Genomic DNA, 18,022 nt, shown 5'->3' on the forward strand with positions numbered 1-18,022 from the left:
TTGAGAAGCGATGCTGCTTGTGAGCATTAGTGCGTGTTCGTGAATGCTATGGGTTGCTTCTTGGGGGTGGCGCTGGGCGTCGGATGCGGACTCTGCCGTCGGGCATGAAGGTGACGTTTTTCATGTCGCTGGAGTAGCGGTCGAGGATGTTGTCTACGGCGGCGACTTGTTCATCGGTCGCTCGTCCGCCCATGCTGCTGACGTTGCGTCGGAGTCCGATGAGGACGCGCTGGCGGTGGGCTTGGCTTTCGAGTTCGCCGATGGCGTCGGCGTAGAGGTCTAGGCTGCCTCCTTGTTCCATGCGGCCGCGGGAGAGGGTGGAGAGCATGGCTGCTTTTGACATCTGGTCTTCCTGGGCTCGGGCGAAGTTTTCGGCGCTATCGATGTCGTTGCGTCCCCATTGCGAGATGGACCGTTGGTAGGTCCTGTTTCGCATTTCTGGGTTTTCGATCGCCTGGATCATAGCCATGGTGGCTTCGGGATTGGCGGCGACGAGATCGCCGGCGAGGTTGAACAGGGTTTGGTCGCGGTCGGGCAGGCTGGAGATGGCGTGGAAGACTTCGTCGGTGTCGAAAGTGGTGGAGGTGCGTAGCCAGTTTCTGGTGACACTCAGGAGGGCGCCTGAAACGTTGGGGTCGTTTTGGTTTTCGAGGGCGTAGGCGAAGGCTTCGGCTCCATCGCGCTGGGCCCAGCTGTTGAGGATGCCGTGCATGGAGCTCCGGGCTATTTGGGTATTGGGGATGGCTTCGATAGCAGTGAGTGAGGCGTCGAAGTCGAAGTCGGACCAAGCGTCGAAGAGGCTTTGCATGCTGCGGGAGCGCAGCTGGCTATCTTGGATTTGCAGGGTGTTGTGGAAAATCGTTTCGAAGCTGGCGGCGTCGTTCTGGTTGTTTACGAGGGCTCTGAATTCGGCGTTGCGGCGGCTGCCTTGCAGGTCGTCGATCATGCCGAGGGCGGCTGTCAGGTCGGTGCGGGCGACTTCCGAAATGGTGGAGCGGAGGTCGACGCCGCGGATGGCTCCATTGTTGGAGGCGGCTAAGAGGGCGGCCCATGCGTCGACGGGAGCGTTTTGGGCCCAGCCGGCGGCGACGGGTCCGAGGTTGCGAAGGGCGTTGGGGCTGGGGTTGTCGAGGAACGCGAGGAAGGCTTCTTGCCCGTGGGCTTGCCCGAAGGCGCGGAGGAAGCGGAGGGTTTTGCTTCTCTTTTCTGTTCCGACGGGGAGGGCTTCGATCTCGGCCCAGATTTCCATGGCTTCGGAGATGGGGGTGTTGGCTGTGATGCTGTCGATCTTGTTGTTGAGGAGCTGGGAAGGGGTGGGGGGTGGCGTTTGCTCTGCGGGCGTGGTGGACTCTGTTTCGTTTGTGGCAGCCAGGGGAGTGGTGGGCGCGTGGGGTGGGGCCGTTTCGGGGACGCTTGCAGCTTCTTCAGTGAGGGGTGCTGGCGAGGCGACGCTTTGAACGCCTGCGGTGAAACCGGCGTTGTACATGAAGGGGAGACTGGCTAGGGCGCCGATCGAAATGGCGCTGGATATGACGAGAAATAGGGTTTTCATGAGTTGGGTAACTGCGGGGATGTAGTGGGAGCTTTTGCTGGAAAATTCCAGATGAAAGTTGGCTGGAGGTAATTGGGATAAAGGGGGAGCCTGCTGGTTTTAACAGGGATGCTGCTTCGCAGCAACAGGGTGGCCTGCGGCCAGCAGGATTTTGGGATGTCTCGGACGGTGGATGTCCTAGGGCTTGCGCTAGGGTGGGCGGGTGACGGACGAATCGGGCGAGGCAATTTTTTTTGAGGGGCAAGCGCTTGGGGCTGAGGCGCCTGCGGAGGCTTTGCATTTGGCGGGGCGCGAGGGCGTTGACCTTGTTTCCGCGGCGCCTTGGAATGATGACATGGCGACCGCTCGTGCAGACAGCGAGTCGGCCAGTCTTGAGGAGCGGTTTGACGAGCTTGGTGTCGAGCGCGCGACTCCTGCGGAATCGGAAATTCTGGGGACTGGTGTCGACTCTTGGGACGAGGCTCTCGATGGAGGGCTTCGCTCGGGGCTGCTTGCGGAGGTGGCCGAGCCGGAGGCGAGCTCGGGTGGGCAGGTGCTGCTGCTTCACTTGCTGGCGGGGATGCGTCGGGCTCAGCGTTTTGTGGCTTTGGTGGATGGGGCGGATGGCTTTGATCCGCAGTCGACGCCGCCGGCATTGCTGGAGCATTTGTTGTGGGTGCGATGCCGTTCGTCGTTGGAGGCGATGAAGTGCGCGGATGCTTTGCTGCGTGACGAAAACCTGGGAATGGTGCTGGTGGATTTGCGTGGTTGCGAAGAGCGTGAACTGCGTCGGGTGAAGTCGGCGGACTGGTATCGCTTGCAGCGTTTGGTGGAGCGTTCGAGTGCGTATGCCTGCGTGTTGACGCCGAAGGCGATGATTCCGAGCGCGCAAATGCGCTTGGAACTGGCTGGGCAGTTGGGTATTGAGAAAATGGATGCGTCGCTGAGTGAGTTGGCGAGTGACGTTGGGTTTGAAGTCTTGCGGAAACGGACGCGTGAGCGTGAAGGTTTTGCGCAATTGGTGCAGCGGGTGGCGGTTGGCTGAAGTCCGGTCCTGATCTTCCTCATAATCATCCTCTTAATCTAAGAGCGAGTTGGAGGAGGATGAGGAAGATTATGAGGATGAGGAAGATTATGAGGATGAGGAAGATTATGATTATGAGGAGGATTATGATTTTGTAATGTTTTTGGTTTTTCAGGTTCCTCGTCTTTTGTTGCAGGCGGTTTTGAAGGTGGAGAGCGGCGTGCCCGGCGGTCACGCCCTACCTGTTGTGGTGGTGGATGCGGGGGCGAAGAAGCCGGCGGTGTTGGCCATGACGGAGGTGGCGGAGCGTGAAGGTGTAGTGGTCGGGCTTTCGGTGCCGCAGGCTTTGGCGCGCTGCGAGGGACTGGTGGTTCGCTATCGCTCGGAACAGGCGGAGCGGATGGTGGAGGAAATGGTGTTTGCCATGGGGTACTCTTTGGCTCCGCGAGTGGAAATTGAAGAAGCGGGGGTCGTGCTTGTGGACTTGCGGGGCGTTGATCTTGAGGAGTCGATCGGGCGTTGTGGGGCGATTGTGCGGGAGTTGGATGCTGCTGGCGTGAAGGTCGGCGTGGGAGTGGCGGAGTCGTGCGTGGTGGCTTTGTTGGCGGCGAAGGAATGTGAAGGGGAAGTGCTGGTGGTTAAGGGGGAAGTGGGAGGTATGAAGTATGAAGAGGGGGCTCAGTGTGTGAGGAGTATTAGTGAAGGGGAGTTCTTGAGCGCTTTGCCTTTGGGGAAGGTGGAGATGAGTGGTGGACTGCGGGATGTGTTGGCGAAGTGGGGGATTCGTACGGTGGCGGATTTCGCTAAGCTGAAGCGGTCGGCGGTGGGGGCTCGCTTGGGGATGGAGGGCTTGTTGCTTTGGGATCGTTTGACTGGGCGTGAGGAGCGGGTGGTCGCGGTGGCGGAGGAACCGCCGGAGTTTGAGGAGTCGTGGGAGTTTGAATACGAGGTGGATTCGATGGATCCGCTGCTCTTTCTGTTGAAGCGTTTCGTGGATGTGCTCTGTGTACGTATGCGAGGGTTTCACAAGGTGGCGGCCTTGATGCGAGTGGAGCTGGATTTGGCGTATGGAGATCCGCTGGTGGTGGCGCAGAAGCTGCCGGAGCCGACGAGTGATGAGGAGGCTTTGTTTCGTTTGTTGGCGGGGCGATTGGAGGGCTTGGAGACCGAGTCGCCTGTGGTGCGGTTGGTGTTGCGATTGGAGGTTGTCGACTTCAAGCAGCGTCAGTTGGGCTTGTTTGAGAGCAGTTTGAAGAATCCGTATCGCTTTACGCAGACCTTGTCGCGAGTGGCGGGGATCGTGGGGGCGGAGCGTGTGGGACGTCCGGTGTTGGAGGAGGACGGTCGTCCGGATGGTGTGCGACTGGAGGGAATGCCGGGAGAGGTGCCACCTGTGAAGGAGTTGAAGTTGGATCGTGAATACGGAATGCCACTGAGACGGTTTAGGCCGGGGGTGAAGGCGGAGGTCGAGTTTCAGGGTCGCCTGCCGATGTGGGTGCGGTCTGATAAGGTGTCGGGGTTTGTGAAGGCGGCAAGAGGCCCTTGGCTTCACTCGGGGCATTGGTGGGAAGAGACGGGGAGTTGGAACCGAGTGGAGTGGGATGTGGAGCTGAACAAGGGGGGAGTGTATCGGATTTCGAAGAGCGGCGATGGATGGAAGGTGGAGGGGAGTTATTGATGTTGCCCACGAAGAGCACGAAGTTCCACGAAGGTGTAATCTCCAGGAGAATGTCCGCTGGGACAGCGGACGCTACCTGTTATGAGTGAAGGGTATGTAGAGTTGCATGGGCGGTCGGCGTTTTCGTTTTTGCGGGGGGCGTCGCAGCCGGATGACTTGGCGGAGGCGTGCGCGGATCGGGGCGTGGCGGCGATGGCGGTCTGTGATCGGGGTGGTTTTTATGGATCGGCTCGCTTTCATTCGGCTTGTTTGGAGCAGGGAATTCGAGGGATTGTTGGGTGCGAATTGCCGATGGCGGATGGGACGGTGCTGCCGGTGGTTGTGCGGACTCGGAGTGGTTATCAGAATCTGTGTCGGTTGTTGACGGATACGCATTTGGGAGAATCGCGTGACAAGCACGCTCCCACGAAGAAGGGGGTAATGGTTGGAGAATCGCGGCACAAGGCCGCTTCCCACAATGAATTGAGGAAGGGCGAGGGGCGGGTGGCTTGGTCTGACTTGGTGGGGCGCGTGGAGGGATTGACGGCTTTGACGGGGGATGAGGAAGGGGTTTTGAGTCAGTATTGGAGGAGTGGTGACGGGAATGGAATGCGTTTGAGGGTGGCGGAGCTGCGAAGGACTTTTGGTGAGGGCAATGTTTTCGTGGAGCTGCAGCGTCGGCATGAGCGAGGCGAAGAGCGGCTTGTGTCGGGCCTGCGGGACTTGGCGGTGGCGGAAGGTCTGCCTGTGGTGGCGACCAATGGGGTGAGCTATGCCCGGCCGAACGAGCGGGCTTTGATGGATGTGTTTACCTGCTTGCGGGAAAAGGTGAAGCTGGACGGGGCTGGTGGATTGTTGAGTCGGAATGGGCAGCGGTTTGTGAAGGCTCCGGCGGAGATGCGGTATCTGTTCCGGGATATTCCGGAGGCGGTGGAAAACACGCTGCGAATTGCGGAGCAAGTGGAATTCTCGTTAGAGAATCTTGGATACGAGTTCCCGAGCTTCGATGTGCCGGCGGGGGAATCGATGGCGACTTATTTGCGGAAGGTGGTGCTTGCTGGAGCGAAGAAGCGATATCGAGGGCAGCCGAGCGCGAAGGTGTTGAGGCAAATCGAGCATGAGTTGCGGGTGATCGAGAAACTGGGTTTCGAGGGCTATTTTCTGATCGTTTGGGATTTGGTGAAGTATTGTCGCGAGAACGGAATCATGGCTCAAGGCCGTGGCAGCGCGGCGAATAGCGTGGTGTGCTTTTGCTTGGAGATTACGCCGGTGGATCCGGTGGGGGCGGGCTTGTTGTTTGAGCGGTTCTTGAATGAGGAGCGGAGGAGTTGGCCGGATATCGATATTGATCTGCCGAGTGGAAGTCGGCGCGAGCGGGTGATCCAGGAGGTGTATCGTCGCTACGGGCGACATGGCGCGGCGATGACGGCGAATGTGATTACTTATCGACGGAAGAGCGCGGCTCGTGAAGTGGGTAAGGTTTTGGGGTTTGAGGAGGAGGCTCTAGGGCGTTTTTCTTCTTTGTATGGGAGCCATAACTACGATCATGGCGTGGGACTGGAGGAGCAGCTTGAGGGCTCGGGGATCGCGAAGGGGCATCCGCGTGGGAAGGCTTTGGTGAGGCTGTGTCAGCAGGTGCTCGGTTTGCCGCGTCACTTGGGGCAGCACTCGGGGGGGATGGTGATTTGCCAAGGTACGTTGGATACGGTGGTGCCTTTGGAGCCCGCGTCCATGCCAGGACGTTCGGTGGTGCAGTGGGACAAGAATGATTGTGAGGACCTCGGCATCGTGAAGGTGGATTTGCTAGGGCTGGGGATGATGGCCGTGATGCAGGAGACGATGGAGAGCTTGAACGCGAAGGGAGTAGAGATAGAGCTGGCTACGATCCCTAAGGATGATGAGGCGACTTTCGATATGATGTGTCGGGCGGATACGGTGGGAGTATTTCAAATCGAGAGCCGAGCTCAGATCGCGACGCTTCCGCGCATGAAGCCGAGGACTTTCTATGATGTGGTGGTGGAAGTGGGGATTATTCGTCCGGGGCCGATTCAGGGAAAAATGGTGCATCCGTATCTCGAGCGACGGGAGGATCCAAGCAAGGTCGAGTATATCGATGAGCGTTTGGTGGAGACCTTGGAGCGTACGCTTGGGGTGGCTATTTTTCAGGAGCAGATCCTGAAGGTGGCGATGGTGATGGCGGGCTTTACTGGGGCTGAGGCGGAGGAGCTAAGGCGTGCGGTGAGTACGTTTAGCACGAATGAGAAGCGGATGCGGAAGGTCTTGGGAAAACTTGTGGGAGCGATGCGGGATAAGGGAGTTGAAGAGGGGAAGATTGAGCAGGTGGTGCAGTCGGTCTCTAGCTTTGCTCACTATGGCTTTCCGGAGAGTCATGCTATTTCGTTTGGTTTGTTGGCGTATGCGAGCACGTATTTGAAGTGTCACTACGGATCGGAGTTTTTTGCGGGGCTTTTGAATAATCAGCCGATGGGGTTCTACTCGCCGGCGACTTTGATTCAAGATGCGAAGCGGATGGGGATCCGGGTGAGGCCGGTTTGTGTGGTGGAGTCGGATTGGCGGTGTGTGGCGAGTTGGGATGATTTTGCCCACTACCGAGCGGAGCGACACTCGATGAGTGAAACGAAGAGACAAGGACACGAAGACCACGAAGTTGGGGAAAGGGGTAATGGGGAGGATCGGGTTGGGGTGTCCGCTGGGACAGCGGACGCTACCTTGGGGGAGGAGCTTCGATTGGGGCTGGTGATGGTGAAGGGGCTTGCTTCGGAGAGGGGGAAGGCGATGGTTTTGGAGCGGGAGAAGCGGGCGTTTCGGTCGTTGAAGGATTTTCGGTTTCGGACGGGATTCAATAAGGATGAGCTGAGGCAGTTGGCGTCGATCGGGGCTTTGAATTGTTTCTGCGGGGATCGGCGTACTGCTCTTTGGGAGGTGGAGACCTTGCTTGATGAGGATGACTTGTTTGCCCATGTGGAGGAAGTGGAAGACGAGAACTTGAGCCCGCTGGAGGTGATGACGCATTTGGAGCGTCTGCAGGCTGACTACGAAGGTGTGGGCGTGACGGTGGGGCGTCATCCGATGGCGTCGCTGCGTGGCGAGTTGGCTGGTGTTTGGCGTGCGGTCGATTTGGATACGACGCCGAATGGGGCTCGAGTGAAGGTGGCGGGGCAGGTGATTTGCCGTCAGCGGCCGGGGACGGCGAAGGGGTTCGTTTTCATCTCGCTGGAGGATGAGACGGGGATTTCGAACTCGATCGTGATGCCGAAGATGTTCGAAAAATTTCGCCTGACGATTACGCAGGAGAAGTTTTTGGTGATCTCAGGGCAACTGCAACGAGCCAAGGGTGTGACTCATGTGAAGGCGGATCGGATCGAGGCGTTGGTGGCTGGGGCGACGCCGGCTTCGGCGAGTTATGATTTCCACTGAGTTATGTGTTTACCCACTAAGGGCACGAAGTTGCACGAAGAATGGGAAGGGCTTTTGTGGTGCAATATTCACTGGTTGTGTGCGGCGTGCCCGGCGGTCACGCCCTACCTTTTCGTGGCTTGGTAGAGGCGGTAGGCGGCGCGTTTGGCGCCTTCGTGGGTCTTGGCGGGGATGGCTTTGACTTGGAAACCGGCTTGCTCGAGGCGCTTGGAAAATTTCTCGTCGGGGCCGGCGGACCAGAAGATGGCATGGCCACCTGGCTTGAGGACGGACTTGAGGGTGCGGACTCCGGATTTTGAATACAGGTTGGCGTTGCCTTGTTGGACCATGGCTACGGGACCGTTGTCGACGTCGAGTAGGAGGCAGTCGTAGCTTTCGGGCTCGGCTTTGCGGATGATGGCAGTGGCGTCGGCGATTTGGATCTGGACACGCGGGTCGTCAAGGGCGGTGCCGTTGAGTTCTTTGAGATGGGTGCGGTTCCAGTCGATGACCTCGGGGGCGAGTTCTATGATTTCGATTGTGGCGTTTTCAGGGGCCGTCTCTAGGGCGGCGGCTAGGGTGTAGCCGAGGCCGAGTCCGCCGATGAGGAGACGGGAGGGGACTTCGTGGGGGAGGAGTTCGCCGCCGATTTTGCCCAGCAACTTTTCCGAGGCGGATGCTTTGGAGTGCATGAGCTCCTGTCCGGCGTAGTTGATGGAGAAGGCTCCGTCTTGCTCGTAGAGAGCGAGGGCGCGTCCGGAGTCGGTTTTGGTTTCGGCGAGTTTGATACGTGGCTTCATGGTGAATTGAGAATGAAGAGTTAAGAATGAAGAAGTCGTTTTAAGCGAGTGGTTCTTCATTCGGCGTTCTCAATTCTTCGTTTGGCGGTATTCTTTGGGGGATTGGGGCTCGAATTTTCGCCAGGTGCGGTTGAAGGAGGCCATGGATTGGAAGCCGACTTCAAAGGCGGCTTCGGTAATGCTGAGATTGGGGTTCCAGAGGAGCTTTTTGCACTCGGCGATGCGGAGGCGTCCGAGGTATTCGGCGAAGCCGATACCGACGGTTTCTTTGAAGCGTTTGCTGAAATGGAAGGGGCTGATGCCGGCGGCGTTGGCGACGTCGTTTAGGGTGATCGCTTGGCTGTAGTTGTTGGCTAGATACTCTTTGGCTTTGCGGATGGAGTCGGGTTCGCTGTTGTCGAGTTCGGTGAGGATGCGTTCGCTGGCTATGGAGAGTTGTTTGGCGTAGGTCTTGAGGAGGGTTGTCATGGCCCGATATTTTTCGGGTGGGACGATGGGGGTGGCGAAGTAGGCTTGTTCGAGATCGGAGAGTTGCGCGTCGGGCTTGTTGTCGTGGAGGCGGGCCATGGCCTGGCGGAAGGCGTCACGGGTGGGTTCTTTGACCATGACTTGTCCGGTTTTGAGGAAGGCGAGCAGTTGATTGCCGGCTTTGACGGGGACCATGGTTTCGCAGAGTCCGGCGAAGCACTCGAAGGTGCGAGGCGCGTCGCCGAAGGCTTGGTTGACGGCTCCGACGCTGGTGGGGGATTTTTCAGTTAGGGTGGTGCCTTCGGCTGCGGAGCGTTCTGTGGAGTCGGAGTCGGCGATACCCATCTCTTTTTCGATGCCTCGGTGCAGGGCTTGGCAGGTCGAGCAACTGTGCCCGGCTTTGTTCATGAGGGAGCAAAAGCTGGTGCGTGCTTGATGCTTGGAGCAGAGGGCCATGGTGAGTTGGGAGGCTGGCTCGAGGGTGAGCGGGAGGCCGGTGGCGTCTTGGAATGCTTCCTCGTACTCCCGGTAGTCCGCGGTGGAGCGGAGTTTTTCGATCACGGTTTCGTAGTAGGCGGCCTTTTCGGGGGTAAGAGGCATAAGGGAATTTTGAGGGAAAAACTGGGAATCGCAATTAGTGAGCGCGACTTCGCAAGGACTGAGAAGAACTTATCTACGAAAGACACTATATTAGCAAGCGTTATGAAGATGCCCCAAACAGTCCTCACCTTCGCGATTGGAACTGTCGGAATAGCGACTTCGCTATTTGGCACTAACGGCATGAATATGGAGGGGTACGGGGCTCGGGCGACAGCGCTTGGAGGCGCTGGGGCTGCGATTGATACGGGGACTGCGGCTCCGATGAACAACCCTGCTACGCTTCTGTTGCAGAAGAAGGAGGCGCGACTGGATGCGGCTTTGGGGTTTTTGGGGCCGGATGTTTCGGCTTCGATGCCGGGTTATGGATCTGTGGAATCTGGCTCGGATGCGTTTTTCATGCCTACGGTGGGCTATGCGAAACGTCGCGGCAATCATGCCTGGGGTTTGTCCATCTACGGCCAAGGGGGCATGGGCACGGAGTATTCGGGGGACTCGTTTATGGGATTGGGACGCGGTTTGGGAAACATGACGGAGGTTTCGGTTGGCCGTATGATGTTGCCGTATGCTTACCAGGTTAACGAGAAGCTAGGGGTCGGTGGTTCTGTTGACTATGTTTGGGCTGGAATGGACCTTTGTATGGCTATGTCTGGGCAGCAGTTGATGGACATGGCGAATCCGATGAGTCAAATGTCGGGCAAAGCTTCAGGCACTTTGTTGAACGCGATGAATTCGATGCAGATGCAGCCTGAGTTCGCCTATTTCGACTTCAAGAACGGCAACAAGTTTTTTGGGGAAGCGAAGGGGGATGGATTTGCGGCGAATCTGGGCGTGACCTACGATTTGAGTCATGAGTTGAGGTTTGGCGCGGTGTATCACTCGGCAACCTCGCTGGGTGATCTTACGACGGATGCGGCGAAGGTTTCCGTGGGTGGCACGAATCCGATGGGCTACATGGAGATGGGCTTAGATGGCGATGTATCCATAAATGACTTTCAATGGCCCGCGACTTATGCGGTAGGTGTGATGTATCGTCCTGCGACCCGTTGGAGAATCGTAGGTGACATAAAGCAGATCGAGTGGTCAGAGGTTATGGATTCGTTTCGAATGAGTTTTGTAGCGAACGACCTTCCTAGCAACGGGCCAATGGCTGGAATGGATATCGCGGCAGAGCTCTATCAGAATTGGAGCGACCAGACTGTGTACTCTGTGGGAGTGGAGTACGCAACGGCGGAGCGAGGCGCGTATCGCGTTGGCTTTAATCATGCTACTAATCCGATCCCTGATCACTTTTTGAATCCGCTCTTCCCGGCGACGGTCGAGGATCATGTGACTATCGGTGGAGAGCACCAGGTGGGAAGGAAGTCTAGTATTAGTTGGTCGGGAACGATCGGGCTGACGCAGAAGGAAACGAATCCGGCGTTTGGAATCGTCTCCGAGCACGGGCAAACGAATTTCCAGATCATGTATTCAAGGTTCTGGGGCGAGTAGAGCAACCCGTTCAAAGCTATAGGCATTTGAGGATGCTAGGAAAGGAAGAGGAATGAAGAAGCTATTGATATTAGGGGCCGGTACGGCTGGTACGGTTATAGCCAATAAGATGGTACGGAAGTTGCCTGCGAAAGAGTGGCAGGTGGAAGTGGTGGATCAGGACCCGGTTCACTACTATCAACCCGGTTTTCTGTTCATGCCTTTCGGGATCTATGGCGAAAAGGATGTGGTTAAGCCTAAGAAGCGTTTCCTTTCTCGAAAGGTGAATCTGAGGATGGGTACCATTGAGAGGATCGATGCGGATACGAATAAGGTGTATCTGGAAAATGGTGACTCTGTCCACTACGACTTGTTGGTGATCGCTACGGGTACTACTCCGAGACCGGATGAGATTGAAGGAATGGAAGGGGACGATTGGGGCCGTGATGTCCATGAATTCTATACCTTTGATGGGTCCTGTAAATTGGCCCGTCGGCTGCGAGAATGGAAAGGTGGCCGAATGGTGATCAATGTGGCGGAGATGCCGATTAAGTGTCCGGTCGCTCCGCTTGAGTTCGCGTTTCTCGCGGACTGGTGGCTGACGAAAAATGGACTTCGCGATAAAACGGAGATCCATTATGTTACTCCTCTTTCAGGGGCTTTTACCAAGCCTGTCGCCACGGAACGACTACAACATATGTTGGACGAGCGTCGGATCCATGTGGAGACTGATTTTGCGATCGGTTCAGTGGATAACGACAAAAAGCGAATCGTCTCCTGGGATGACAGGGCGGTGGATTACGACTTGTTGGTTGCGGTGCCGACGAACATGGGGGCGGATGCGATGGAGCGTTCTGGACTCGGTGATGAGTTGAACTTTGTGCCGACTGATAAAGAGACGCTGAGGTCGCTTGCTAGAGAGAATATCTTTGTGATCGGTGATGCTACGGATTTGCCAGCTTCGAAGGCTGGTTCTGTGGCCCACTTCGAAGCGGAGATTCTGGAGGAGAATTTGCTCGCGGTTGTGGCGGGTAAGGAGCTTGAAGCGCGGTTCGACGGACATTCGAACTGTTTCGTGGAAACGGGGTACGGCAAGGGTATGCTGATCGACTTTAACTACGAGACCGAACCTCTGCCTGGCACCTTTCCGTTCGCGAAATTGGGGCCTATGCCCTTGCTCAAGGAATCGCGAATAAACCACTGGGGGAAACTCATGTTTCGCCATGTCTATTGGCATGCTCTGTTGCCTGGTTTGCCCTTGGGGATAGGGCCTCATATGTCGCTCAAGGGGAAGCGAACTGACCTTTTGAAGCGGAACTCTCCTGTCTTAGCGGGTGCTCGCTGAGTCGCAGTAATCAATTAATCAATACGAAAATGAACCAAAGAGAAATAGCAGGTAGGATTGTCGGTTTCGACGATGAGAACTTCATGGTGAATCATAATGACTGGGACGAGAGCATTGCGGCCGCCCTGGCTGAAGAAGAAGGGGTAGGGCTTTTAAATGACCGTCACTTCATGGTGATAGAGTATCTCCGCAGAGTATACGAAGAGAAGGGGACGGGGCCAACGATCCGTCGCCTGACGAAAGAAAGCGGTGTTCCGACTAAGGAGCTGTATTCTCTGTTTCCTGGAGCTCCTGCCAAGAAGGCTGCTCGGATCTCTGGAATTCCCAAGCCAAAGGGTTGCATCTAATTTAACGAAGAAAGGAATTAACGATGAGTACCTTATTAGAAGAGAAACCGGTTGAGAAAAAAGAAGAAAGAACGCCCGTTAAGCGTGTATCCATAATCGTATCACAGGGTTCGCTAGAGAAGGTTTATCCTGCCTTGATTATGGCGAATGGAGCGCGGATGGAAGGAATCGAAGCTACGTTGTTTTTCACCTTCTTTGGAATGGACGCCATTTTGAAGAAAAAGCAGGACAAGCTGAAAGTGGCGACTGTTGGCAATCCTGCAATGGGCATTCCTACTATTGTCGGAGCGATTCCTGGTATGTCTGCATTCGCTACCAAGATGATGAAGAAGGAGATGGAAGAGCTCGATATCCCTCCTGTTGGTGAGTTCCTTGAAATGATCGAGGATGCTGGCGGAGAGATCTATGCCTGTAAGGCTGCGTTTGAGATGTTCCATCTTAAGAAAGAGGACCTCTGCTCTCAAGTTAAGGAGATCATCACTGTTGGTGACTTCTACGAAAAGAGCGCGGGAGCCCAGATCATCTTTACCTGATATACCCCTGAGCCCTAGTCAATCGACCCTTCTCTGCGTATGCGGGGAAGGGCTTTTGTGTCTACTGGTGGTATTAAAAGGTAGTGGTGCCCGTCAGGGGCAACGGGCTACCTGTGGGCGGGGAGGGTGATGCGCATGGTGGTGCCGGTGGGGCCGGTTTTGGAGACGGCGATGTCGCCGTGGTGGGTGCGGAGGATGCGTTTGACGATGGAGAGGCCGAGACCGGTGCCTTCGGGCTTGTCGGTGAGGAAGGAGTCGAAGACGCGTTCGACGAGGTTTTCTGGGATGCCGGTGCCGGTGTCCTCGACGTAGAGAATGATGTTTTTTCCTTTCTCGGATTCTTCGGATGTAGTGGAAATTGTGAGACGGCCGCCGTCGGGCATGGCGTCGGAGGCGTTGATGATGAGGTTGAGGAGGACTTGTTGGAGTTGGCCTTTGTTGCCGTTGACTCGGGACTTGAGGTTCGCTGGCTGGTGTTCGATGTCGATTTTGAGTTGTCGCATCTTGTGGCGGACGAGCAGGCAGGTGTCGGCTACAAGTTCATCGATATCCCAGAGGGTGAATATACCTTCTGGGGCTTTGCCGAAGGAGAGTACTTTGCTGACGATCTCTTCGAGCTGGTTGAACTTCTCTTTTATGACTTGCTTGTCCTTGTGGCGTGGGTCGGTGTCGGGGTAGTCGAGGTTGAGCGAGCTGAAGAGGAGCTTGATCACGGTGAGAGGATTGCGGATCTCGTGGGCGATCTCTGCGGAGAGCAGGCCGAGGGTTGTGAGGCGCTCGGACTTGCGGAGGCGTTCTTCGGAGTTGAAGACGCGGGTGTAGAGTTCGGCGTTTTGGGCGGCGACTGCGGCGAGGTCGGCGAATGCTTGCAGGAGTCGGCGTTCGCTATTGGGAAAGCGGTGTCGGACTTTTGTGAATACGTTCAGGATGCCGGTAACGCTGCCTTCGTATATCATTGGGGTGGAGAGGCAGGAGGTGACTTCGGAGTCGTGGGGAACGTCTTTGAGGTCGAAGTAGTCGGGGGTGGTTATGTTGGAAAACTCGACTTGTCGTTTTGTGCGGATGGCGGAACCGGCCAGGCTTTCGGAGAGATCGAGTTCGCCGAGGTTCTCGATGTACTTCTGATTGAGGGGACGAGCGGAGAGTAGCTTTACTTTTTGGGTTTTCGAATCGAACAGCTGGAGGGTGCAGAGCCGGGCTCGGGTGAGTTCCATGGCGGCTTCTGTTACGGTTTCCCAGAGGGAGTGTGTTTCGAAGTTGGATACGATGTTTTGGCCGACCTCGATGAGGGCTTTTAGCTGATCGGATTGGTTGGCGAGTTGGCGGCGGTGCCAGACGGATTGGAGGACTCGGGCGGATTCGTCGGCTAGTAGGACGAGATGATCTAGGTCTTCTTGGGTGAAGGCGTCGATTTCTGCTCGGGATACGCTGAGGACTCCGATGATGTGGCCGCCTGATATCATAGGGGCGATGATTTTGGAGCGTACGCCGTCGATGAGCTTTACGTAGCGGGGGTCAGCTTTGACGTTGTTTGAGAGGATGGGCTCTCCGTTGAAGGCGACGCGTCCGACGAGTCCTTTGCCGGGATGAATGGAGAGGTCTTTTGTTTCGGTTGGGTAGCCGAGGGAGTATTCGATTTCGAGGAGAGAGGAGTTGGGGTTGATCAGGCTGATGGTCGCCGCGAGGGGAGCGAAAAGGCGCTGTAGTTCTCCCATGACTACGAGGTAAGCGTCGCGGGGGGAGTCGGAACTGCTAGCGGCTTGGCTGATGCGGTAGAGTGAGAGGAGCGTTTCTGGATTGTCGGTGAGGGACACGGTGGAAGCTGTTGTTTGGTGAAGTTGCGTCGGGGAATCGCGTGACAAGCACGCTCCCACTAGGATTACCAGGTGATGGGATCGAGGCGGTAGTAGTTTTTTAGGATCTTGTACACCTCTGGGCGCTTGCGTTTGAGTTGCTTGGGCTTCTCGAAGAAGGCTTCGGTGGCGACGGCGAAAAATTCGGCGTAGTTGGTGGCTCCGTAGTGGTCGAGGACGGAGCGGTGCCCTTTGGTGGCTTTCTTGACTTGGATGTCGTATTCGCGGGTGAATACGTCGGCCCAGGCGGCGAAGGCGGATCTGTGCTCGAAGATTGGGACGCCGTCGGCGACTCCGTCTTCTTGGTCGAGCTGGTGGGCGAACTCGTGGAGGGTGACGTTGTGGCCGTCGTGGATGTTGACGGCTCCGCGTTTGGCTGAGTCCCAGGCGAGGATGACGGTACCGGTGGTCCAGGATTCGCCGAGGCGGTAGGTTGGGTTGTCGGGGTCGAAGTTGGGGGAGCGAGGGGAGTCGGTGAAGGCGCTGGGGTAGATGATGATGTTGTTGAGGCGGGGGTAGCGTTTGTTTTCGCGACCGACGGTGAGGAGGCAGGCTTGGGCGGCGACGGTGACGCGGATCTCGTCGGTGATTTCAACTCCGCCTTGGCCTTCGAAACTGACTTCGGCGAGGAAGAGTTTGATGTTGGTTTCGAGGCGTTCGCGGAAGCGTTTGGGGAGCTTGGTTACGAGGGGGACGTTTTGGTGGAGGATGGCGTCCCAAGTGGCGGAGAAGTCGGTGGCGAGGACTTCTTCTTTCTTCGTCCTTAGCCTCCGGGCGAAGAGGTACTGGCCGCCGAAGAGTAGGGCGGGGATGCCGAGGAAGACGAAGAGGAGGATGTAGGTCGGGTTGATGGTGGTTTAGGGATATAGTTCGAAAAAATGTGGATCTTAATCTTACGCCTGCTCTTCCTCTTGATTTTGGTGGAGGGGGATCGTGATTAGGATTATGAGGATGATTAGGATTGGATTTTGGTGTAGATGCCGCCGCCTAGGAGTTTGGGGCCGTCGTAGAAGGCTATGATTTGGCCGAGGGCTAGGGCGCGTTGGGGTTCGTCGAAGATGACTTCGATGGTTTCTGGTGAAATGCGTTTGCAGGTGATGGCGACGCGGGGGTCGCGGTAGCGGACTTTGGCCTCGATCTTGCAGTCGTCGGGGAAGGGTTCGCCGGTGTAGCTGAGGCCGGAGATCTCGCAGCGGCTGGAGTAGAGGCCGGGAGCGGAGGGGGCTTCGAAGGAGACGAGCAGGGCGTTTCGCTGTATGTCCTTTCCGACTACGACGTAGAAGTTGTTGTCGGAGTTGGAGGGGACTCCGATGCCGCGGCGTTGTCCGATGGTGAAGTAGTGGAGGCCGCGGTGTTCGCCGAGCGTCTTGTCGTCGTCGGCGCGGATGATGGGGCCGGGGCGGTCGGGCACGTATTCGCGAAGGAAGTCGGACATCTTGATGTTGCCGATGAAGCAGATGCCTTGGCTGTCCTTTTTGGCGGCGTTGGGGAGATTGTGTTTTTGGGCGAGCTCGCGGAGCTGAGGCTTGAGGAGATGGCCTACGGGGAAGCGGGCGCGGGCGACCTGGTCGGGTCGCATCATGGCGAGGAAGTAGGTTTGGTCTTTGTTGGGATCGGCTCCCTCGATGATGGCTCTTGGGGAGTCGGCTGTCTCTTCCTGGAGTTGGGCGTAATGGCCGGTGGCGACTTCGGAGAATCCGTTTTCGAGGGCGTAGTCGAGGAAGACGCCGAACTTGATCTCGCGGTTGCACATGACGTCGGGGTTGGGGGTGACGCCGGATTGGTAGCCTTCGAGCAGGTAGTCGACGATGCGGGATCGGTACTCGTGCATGAGGTTGACGACGCGGAAAGGGATGCCGAGGGAGTCGGCCACGGCGGCGGCGTCTTCGATGTCCTGCTGCCAGGGGCAGTCGCCGAGGATATTGTCCTCGTTGATCCAGTTTTTCATGTAGGCGCCCTCGATGTCGTAGCCTTGCTCTTTGAGGAGCAGGGCGGCGACGGCGGAATCAACGCCTCCTGACATGGCGACTAGGATTTTGGACATGGATGCTTTTGGATCTGGTTGTGTTGTGCCGGCTGGGACCCGACTTCGCTTTTCAAGCTACGGCGGGCAGACAGCGGGCGCTACCTTTTGTTTGCGGGAAGGTACGTGGGAATTGGGAAGTGTGAAGTGTGAATTTTGAGGGCTGGGATTATGAGCTGGCGTTTTGCGCGTATAAGCGCGAGTAAGGGTTTCCCCAATTATCTCTCTATGAAGACCTTGATGACCGCCGAGGAATTTACTGATGCGTTGAAAGATGCTCTGGGCGACCGCTTGACGATGGTCGCTCTTTTCGGGTCGGCGGCTACTGGGGAGACGGCGGAGAGCTATTCGGACGTGAACATCATGGTGGTGTGTACTCAGCTGGGGGTGGAGGAGCTGGACGCGATCGCTCTGCTTTCTCGTAAGTGGGCGAAGATGGGGAATCCGCCGCCGCTGATGTTCGCTTTGGAGCGGCTGATGAATTCGTCGCACGTTTTTCCGATCGAGCTTCTAGATATAAAGGAGAACCACCGGGTGCTCTTTGGACGGGACGTGCTGCGGGACCTGCCCATCAGCCAGGCGAATCTGCGTTTTCAGCTGGAGCATGAGTTGAAGGGGAAGCTGATTCAGCTGCGCGAGGGGTACATGCTGGCGGCGGAGGATTGCGAGTCGTTGGTGAACCTGATGCTGCGTTCGCTTTCCAATTTCCAGATTATGCTGAAGGCGTCGCTGCGGTTTTATGCGGTGAGCGTGCCGGCTTTGAAGCGGGAGGCGGTGAAGGAGCTTTCGCGCTATGTGATGTACGATTTGTCTGCCTTCGAGGAGTTGCAGGGGATCAAGGACGGGGATGTGCTTCCGCCGTTTAGCCAGGAGGCTGCGAAGGAGTTGTTTGAGCGTTATCTGGAGGCGATCGAGCGTTCGGCGGACTTGATCGCGGCGTTGAGCCGACGGGGTTGA

At 56.9% G+C, this 18,022-nt stretch carries 14 protein-coding genes; 8 read left to right on the forward strand and 6 right to left on the reverse strand.

Going from position 1 to position 18,022, the window contains the following annotated elements:
* Positions 1–46: 46 nt before the first annotated feature.
* Complete coding sequence (locus JIN87_RS07960; protein ID WP_200355013.1) at positions 47–1,552, reverse strand: hypothetical protein; 1,506 nt, start codon at positions 1,550–1,552, stop codon at positions 47–49.
* 202 nt (positions 1,553–1,754) lie between these two features.
* Here JIN87_RS07960 and JIN87_RS07965 point away from each other — a divergent pair, with 202 nt between their 5' ends.
* From JIN87_RS07965 to JIN87_RS07975, 3 genes are all read left to right on the forward strand, one after another.
* Positions 1,755–2,576: a hypothetical protein gene (locus tag JIN87_RS07965; RefSeq protein ID WP_200355014.1), complete on the forward strand. Its 822-nt coding sequence runs from the start codon at positions 1,755–1,757 to the stop codon at positions 2,574–2,576.
* 49 nt (positions 2,577–2,625) lie between these two features.
* Positions 2,626–4,233: a Y-family DNA polymerase gene (locus JIN87_RS07970; protein ID WP_200355015.1), complete on the forward strand. Its 1,608-nt coding sequence runs from the start codon at positions 2,626–2,628 to the stop codon at positions 4,231–4,233.
* Between the two features lie 81 nt (positions 4,234–4,314).
* Complete coding sequence (locus JIN87_RS07975) at positions 4,315–7,650, forward strand: DNA polymerase III subunit alpha (protein WP_200355016.1); 3,336 nt, start codon at positions 4,315–4,317, stop codon at positions 7,648–7,650.
* 104 nt (positions 7,651–7,754) lie between these two features.
* On the opposite strand, the gene JIN87_RS07980 is transcribed toward JIN87_RS07975, so the two are convergent.
* Positions 7,755–8,429, reverse strand: coding sequence for a spermidine synthase (locus tag JIN87_RS07980; RefSeq protein ID WP_200355017.1), 675 nt, complete (start codon positions 8,427–8,429; stop codon positions 7,755–7,757).
* A gap of 69 nt (positions 8,430–8,498) precedes the next feature.
* Complete coding sequence (locus JIN87_RS07985; protein WP_200355018.1) at positions 8,499–9,497, reverse strand: helix-turn-helix domain-containing protein; 999 nt, start codon at positions 9,495–9,497, stop codon at positions 8,499–8,501.
* 102 nt (positions 9,498–9,599) lie between these two features.
* Here JIN87_RS07985 and JIN87_RS07990 point away from each other — a divergent pair, with 102 nt between their 5' ends.
* From JIN87_RS07990 to JIN87_RS08005, 4 genes are read left to right on the forward strand one after another with little or no spacing between them, the layout of a single operon-like run.
* A complete protein-coding gene (locus tag JIN87_RS07990) occupies positions 9,600–10,985 on the forward strand; it encodes an OmpP1/FadL family transporter (RefSeq protein WP_200355019.1) in 1,386 nt (461 codons plus the stop codon).
* 52 nt (positions 10,986–11,037) lie between these two features.
* Entirely contained in the window at positions 11,038–12,309 is a 1,272-nt protein-coding gene (gene sqr, locus JIN87_RS07995) for a type III sulfide quinone reductase, selenoprotein subtype (RefSeq protein WP_200355020.1), read from the forward strand.
* A 29-nt stretch (positions 12,310–12,338) separates the two neighbouring features.
* On the forward strand, positions 12,339–12,656 hold the full coding sequence (locus JIN87_RS08000) for a TusE/DsrC/DsvC family sulfur relay protein (RefSeq protein WP_200355021.1): 318 nt from the start codon (positions 12,339–12,341) through the stop codon (positions 12,654–12,656).
* Between the two features lie 23 nt (positions 12,657–12,679).
* Positions 12,680–13,189 (forward strand): DsrE/DsrF/DrsH-like family protein, encoded by a 510-nt coding sequence (locus JIN87_RS08005; protein WP_200355022.1) that lies wholly within the window; start codon positions 12,680–12,682, stop codon positions 13,187–13,189.
* 107 nt (positions 13,190–13,296) lie between these two features.
* On the opposite strand, the gene JIN87_RS08010 is transcribed toward JIN87_RS08005, so the two are convergent.
* The 3 genes from JIN87_RS08010 to mnmA all read right to left on the reverse strand — a co-directional run bounded on the left by JIN87_RS08010 (position 13,297) and on the right by mnmA (position 17,086).
* On the reverse strand, positions 13,297–15,003 hold the full coding sequence (locus tag JIN87_RS08010) for a GAF domain-containing protein (protein WP_200355023.1): 1,707 nt from the start codon (positions 15,001–15,003) through the stop codon (positions 13,297–13,299).
* Positions 15,004–15,068: 65 nt separating this feature from the next.
* Positions 15,069–15,893, reverse strand: a complete 825-nt coding sequence (locus JIN87_RS29030; protein ID WP_200355088.1) for a M90 family metallopeptidase — start codon at positions 15,891–15,893, stop codon at positions 15,069–15,071.
* A 104-nt stretch (positions 15,894–15,997) separates the two neighbouring features.
* The gene (gene mnmA, locus JIN87_RS08020; protein WP_200355024.1) at positions 15,998–17,086 is read right to left on the reverse strand and encodes a tRNA 2-thiouridine(34) synthase MnmA; all 1,089 of its coding nucleotides are present in this window, start codon (positions 17,084–17,086) and stop codon (positions 15,998–16,000) included.
* A 207-nt stretch (positions 17,087–17,293) separates the two neighbouring features.
* Here mnmA and JIN87_RS08025 point away from each other — a divergent pair, with 207 nt between their 5' ends.
* Complete coding sequence (locus JIN87_RS08025; protein WP_200355025.1) at positions 17,294–18,022, forward strand: hypothetical protein; 729 nt, start codon at positions 17,294–17,296, stop codon at positions 18,020–18,022.

The organism is Pelagicoccus mobilis, from assembly GCF_016595505.1.
Taxonomy (GTDB): Bacteria; Verrucomicrobiota; Verrucomicrobiia; order Opitutales; family Opitutaceae; genus Pelagicoccus; species Pelagicoccus mobilis.

Bases quoted from the DNA above. Each gene is read 5' to 3' on its own strand.
- JIN87_RS07975 (WP_200355016.1), top strand. From the start codon at position 4,315: ATGAGTGAAGGGTATGTAGAGTTGCATGGGCGGTCGGCGTTTTCGTTT.
- JIN87_RS08025 (WP_200355025.1), top strand. From the start codon at position 17,294: ATGAAGACCTTGATGACCGCCGAGGAATTTACTGATGCGTTGAAAGAT.
- mnmA (WP_200355024.1), bottom strand. From the start codon at position 17,086: ATGTCCAAAATCCTAGTCGCCATGTCAGGAGGCGTTGATTCCGCCGTC.
- JIN87_RS08005 (WP_200355022.1), top strand. From the start codon at position 12,680: ATGAGTACCTTATTAGAAGAGAAACCGGTTGAGAAAAAAGAAGAAAGA.
- sqr (WP_200355020.1), top strand. From the start codon at position 11,038: ATGAAGAAGCTATTGATATTAGGGGCCGGTACGGCTGGTACGGTTATA.
- JIN87_RS07980 (WP_200355017.1), bottom strand. From the start codon at position 8,429: ATGAAGCCACGTATCAAACTCGCCGAAACCAAAACCGACTCCGGACGC.
- JIN87_RS07960 (WP_200355013.1), bottom strand. From the start codon at position 1,552: ATGAAAACCCTATTTCTCGTCATATCCAGCGCCATTTCGATCGGCGCC.
- JIN87_RS07990 (WP_200355019.1), top strand. From the start codon at position 9,600: ATGAAGATGCCCCAAACAGTCCTCACCTTCGCGATTGGAACTGTCGGA.
- JIN87_RS07985 (WP_200355018.1), bottom strand. From the start codon at position 9,497: ATGCCTCTTACCCCCGAAAAGGCCGCCTACTACGAAACCGTGATCGAA.
- JIN87_RS08000 (WP_200355021.1), top strand. From the start codon at position 12,339: ATGAACCAAAGAGAAATAGCAGGTAGGATTGTCGGTTTCGACGATGAG.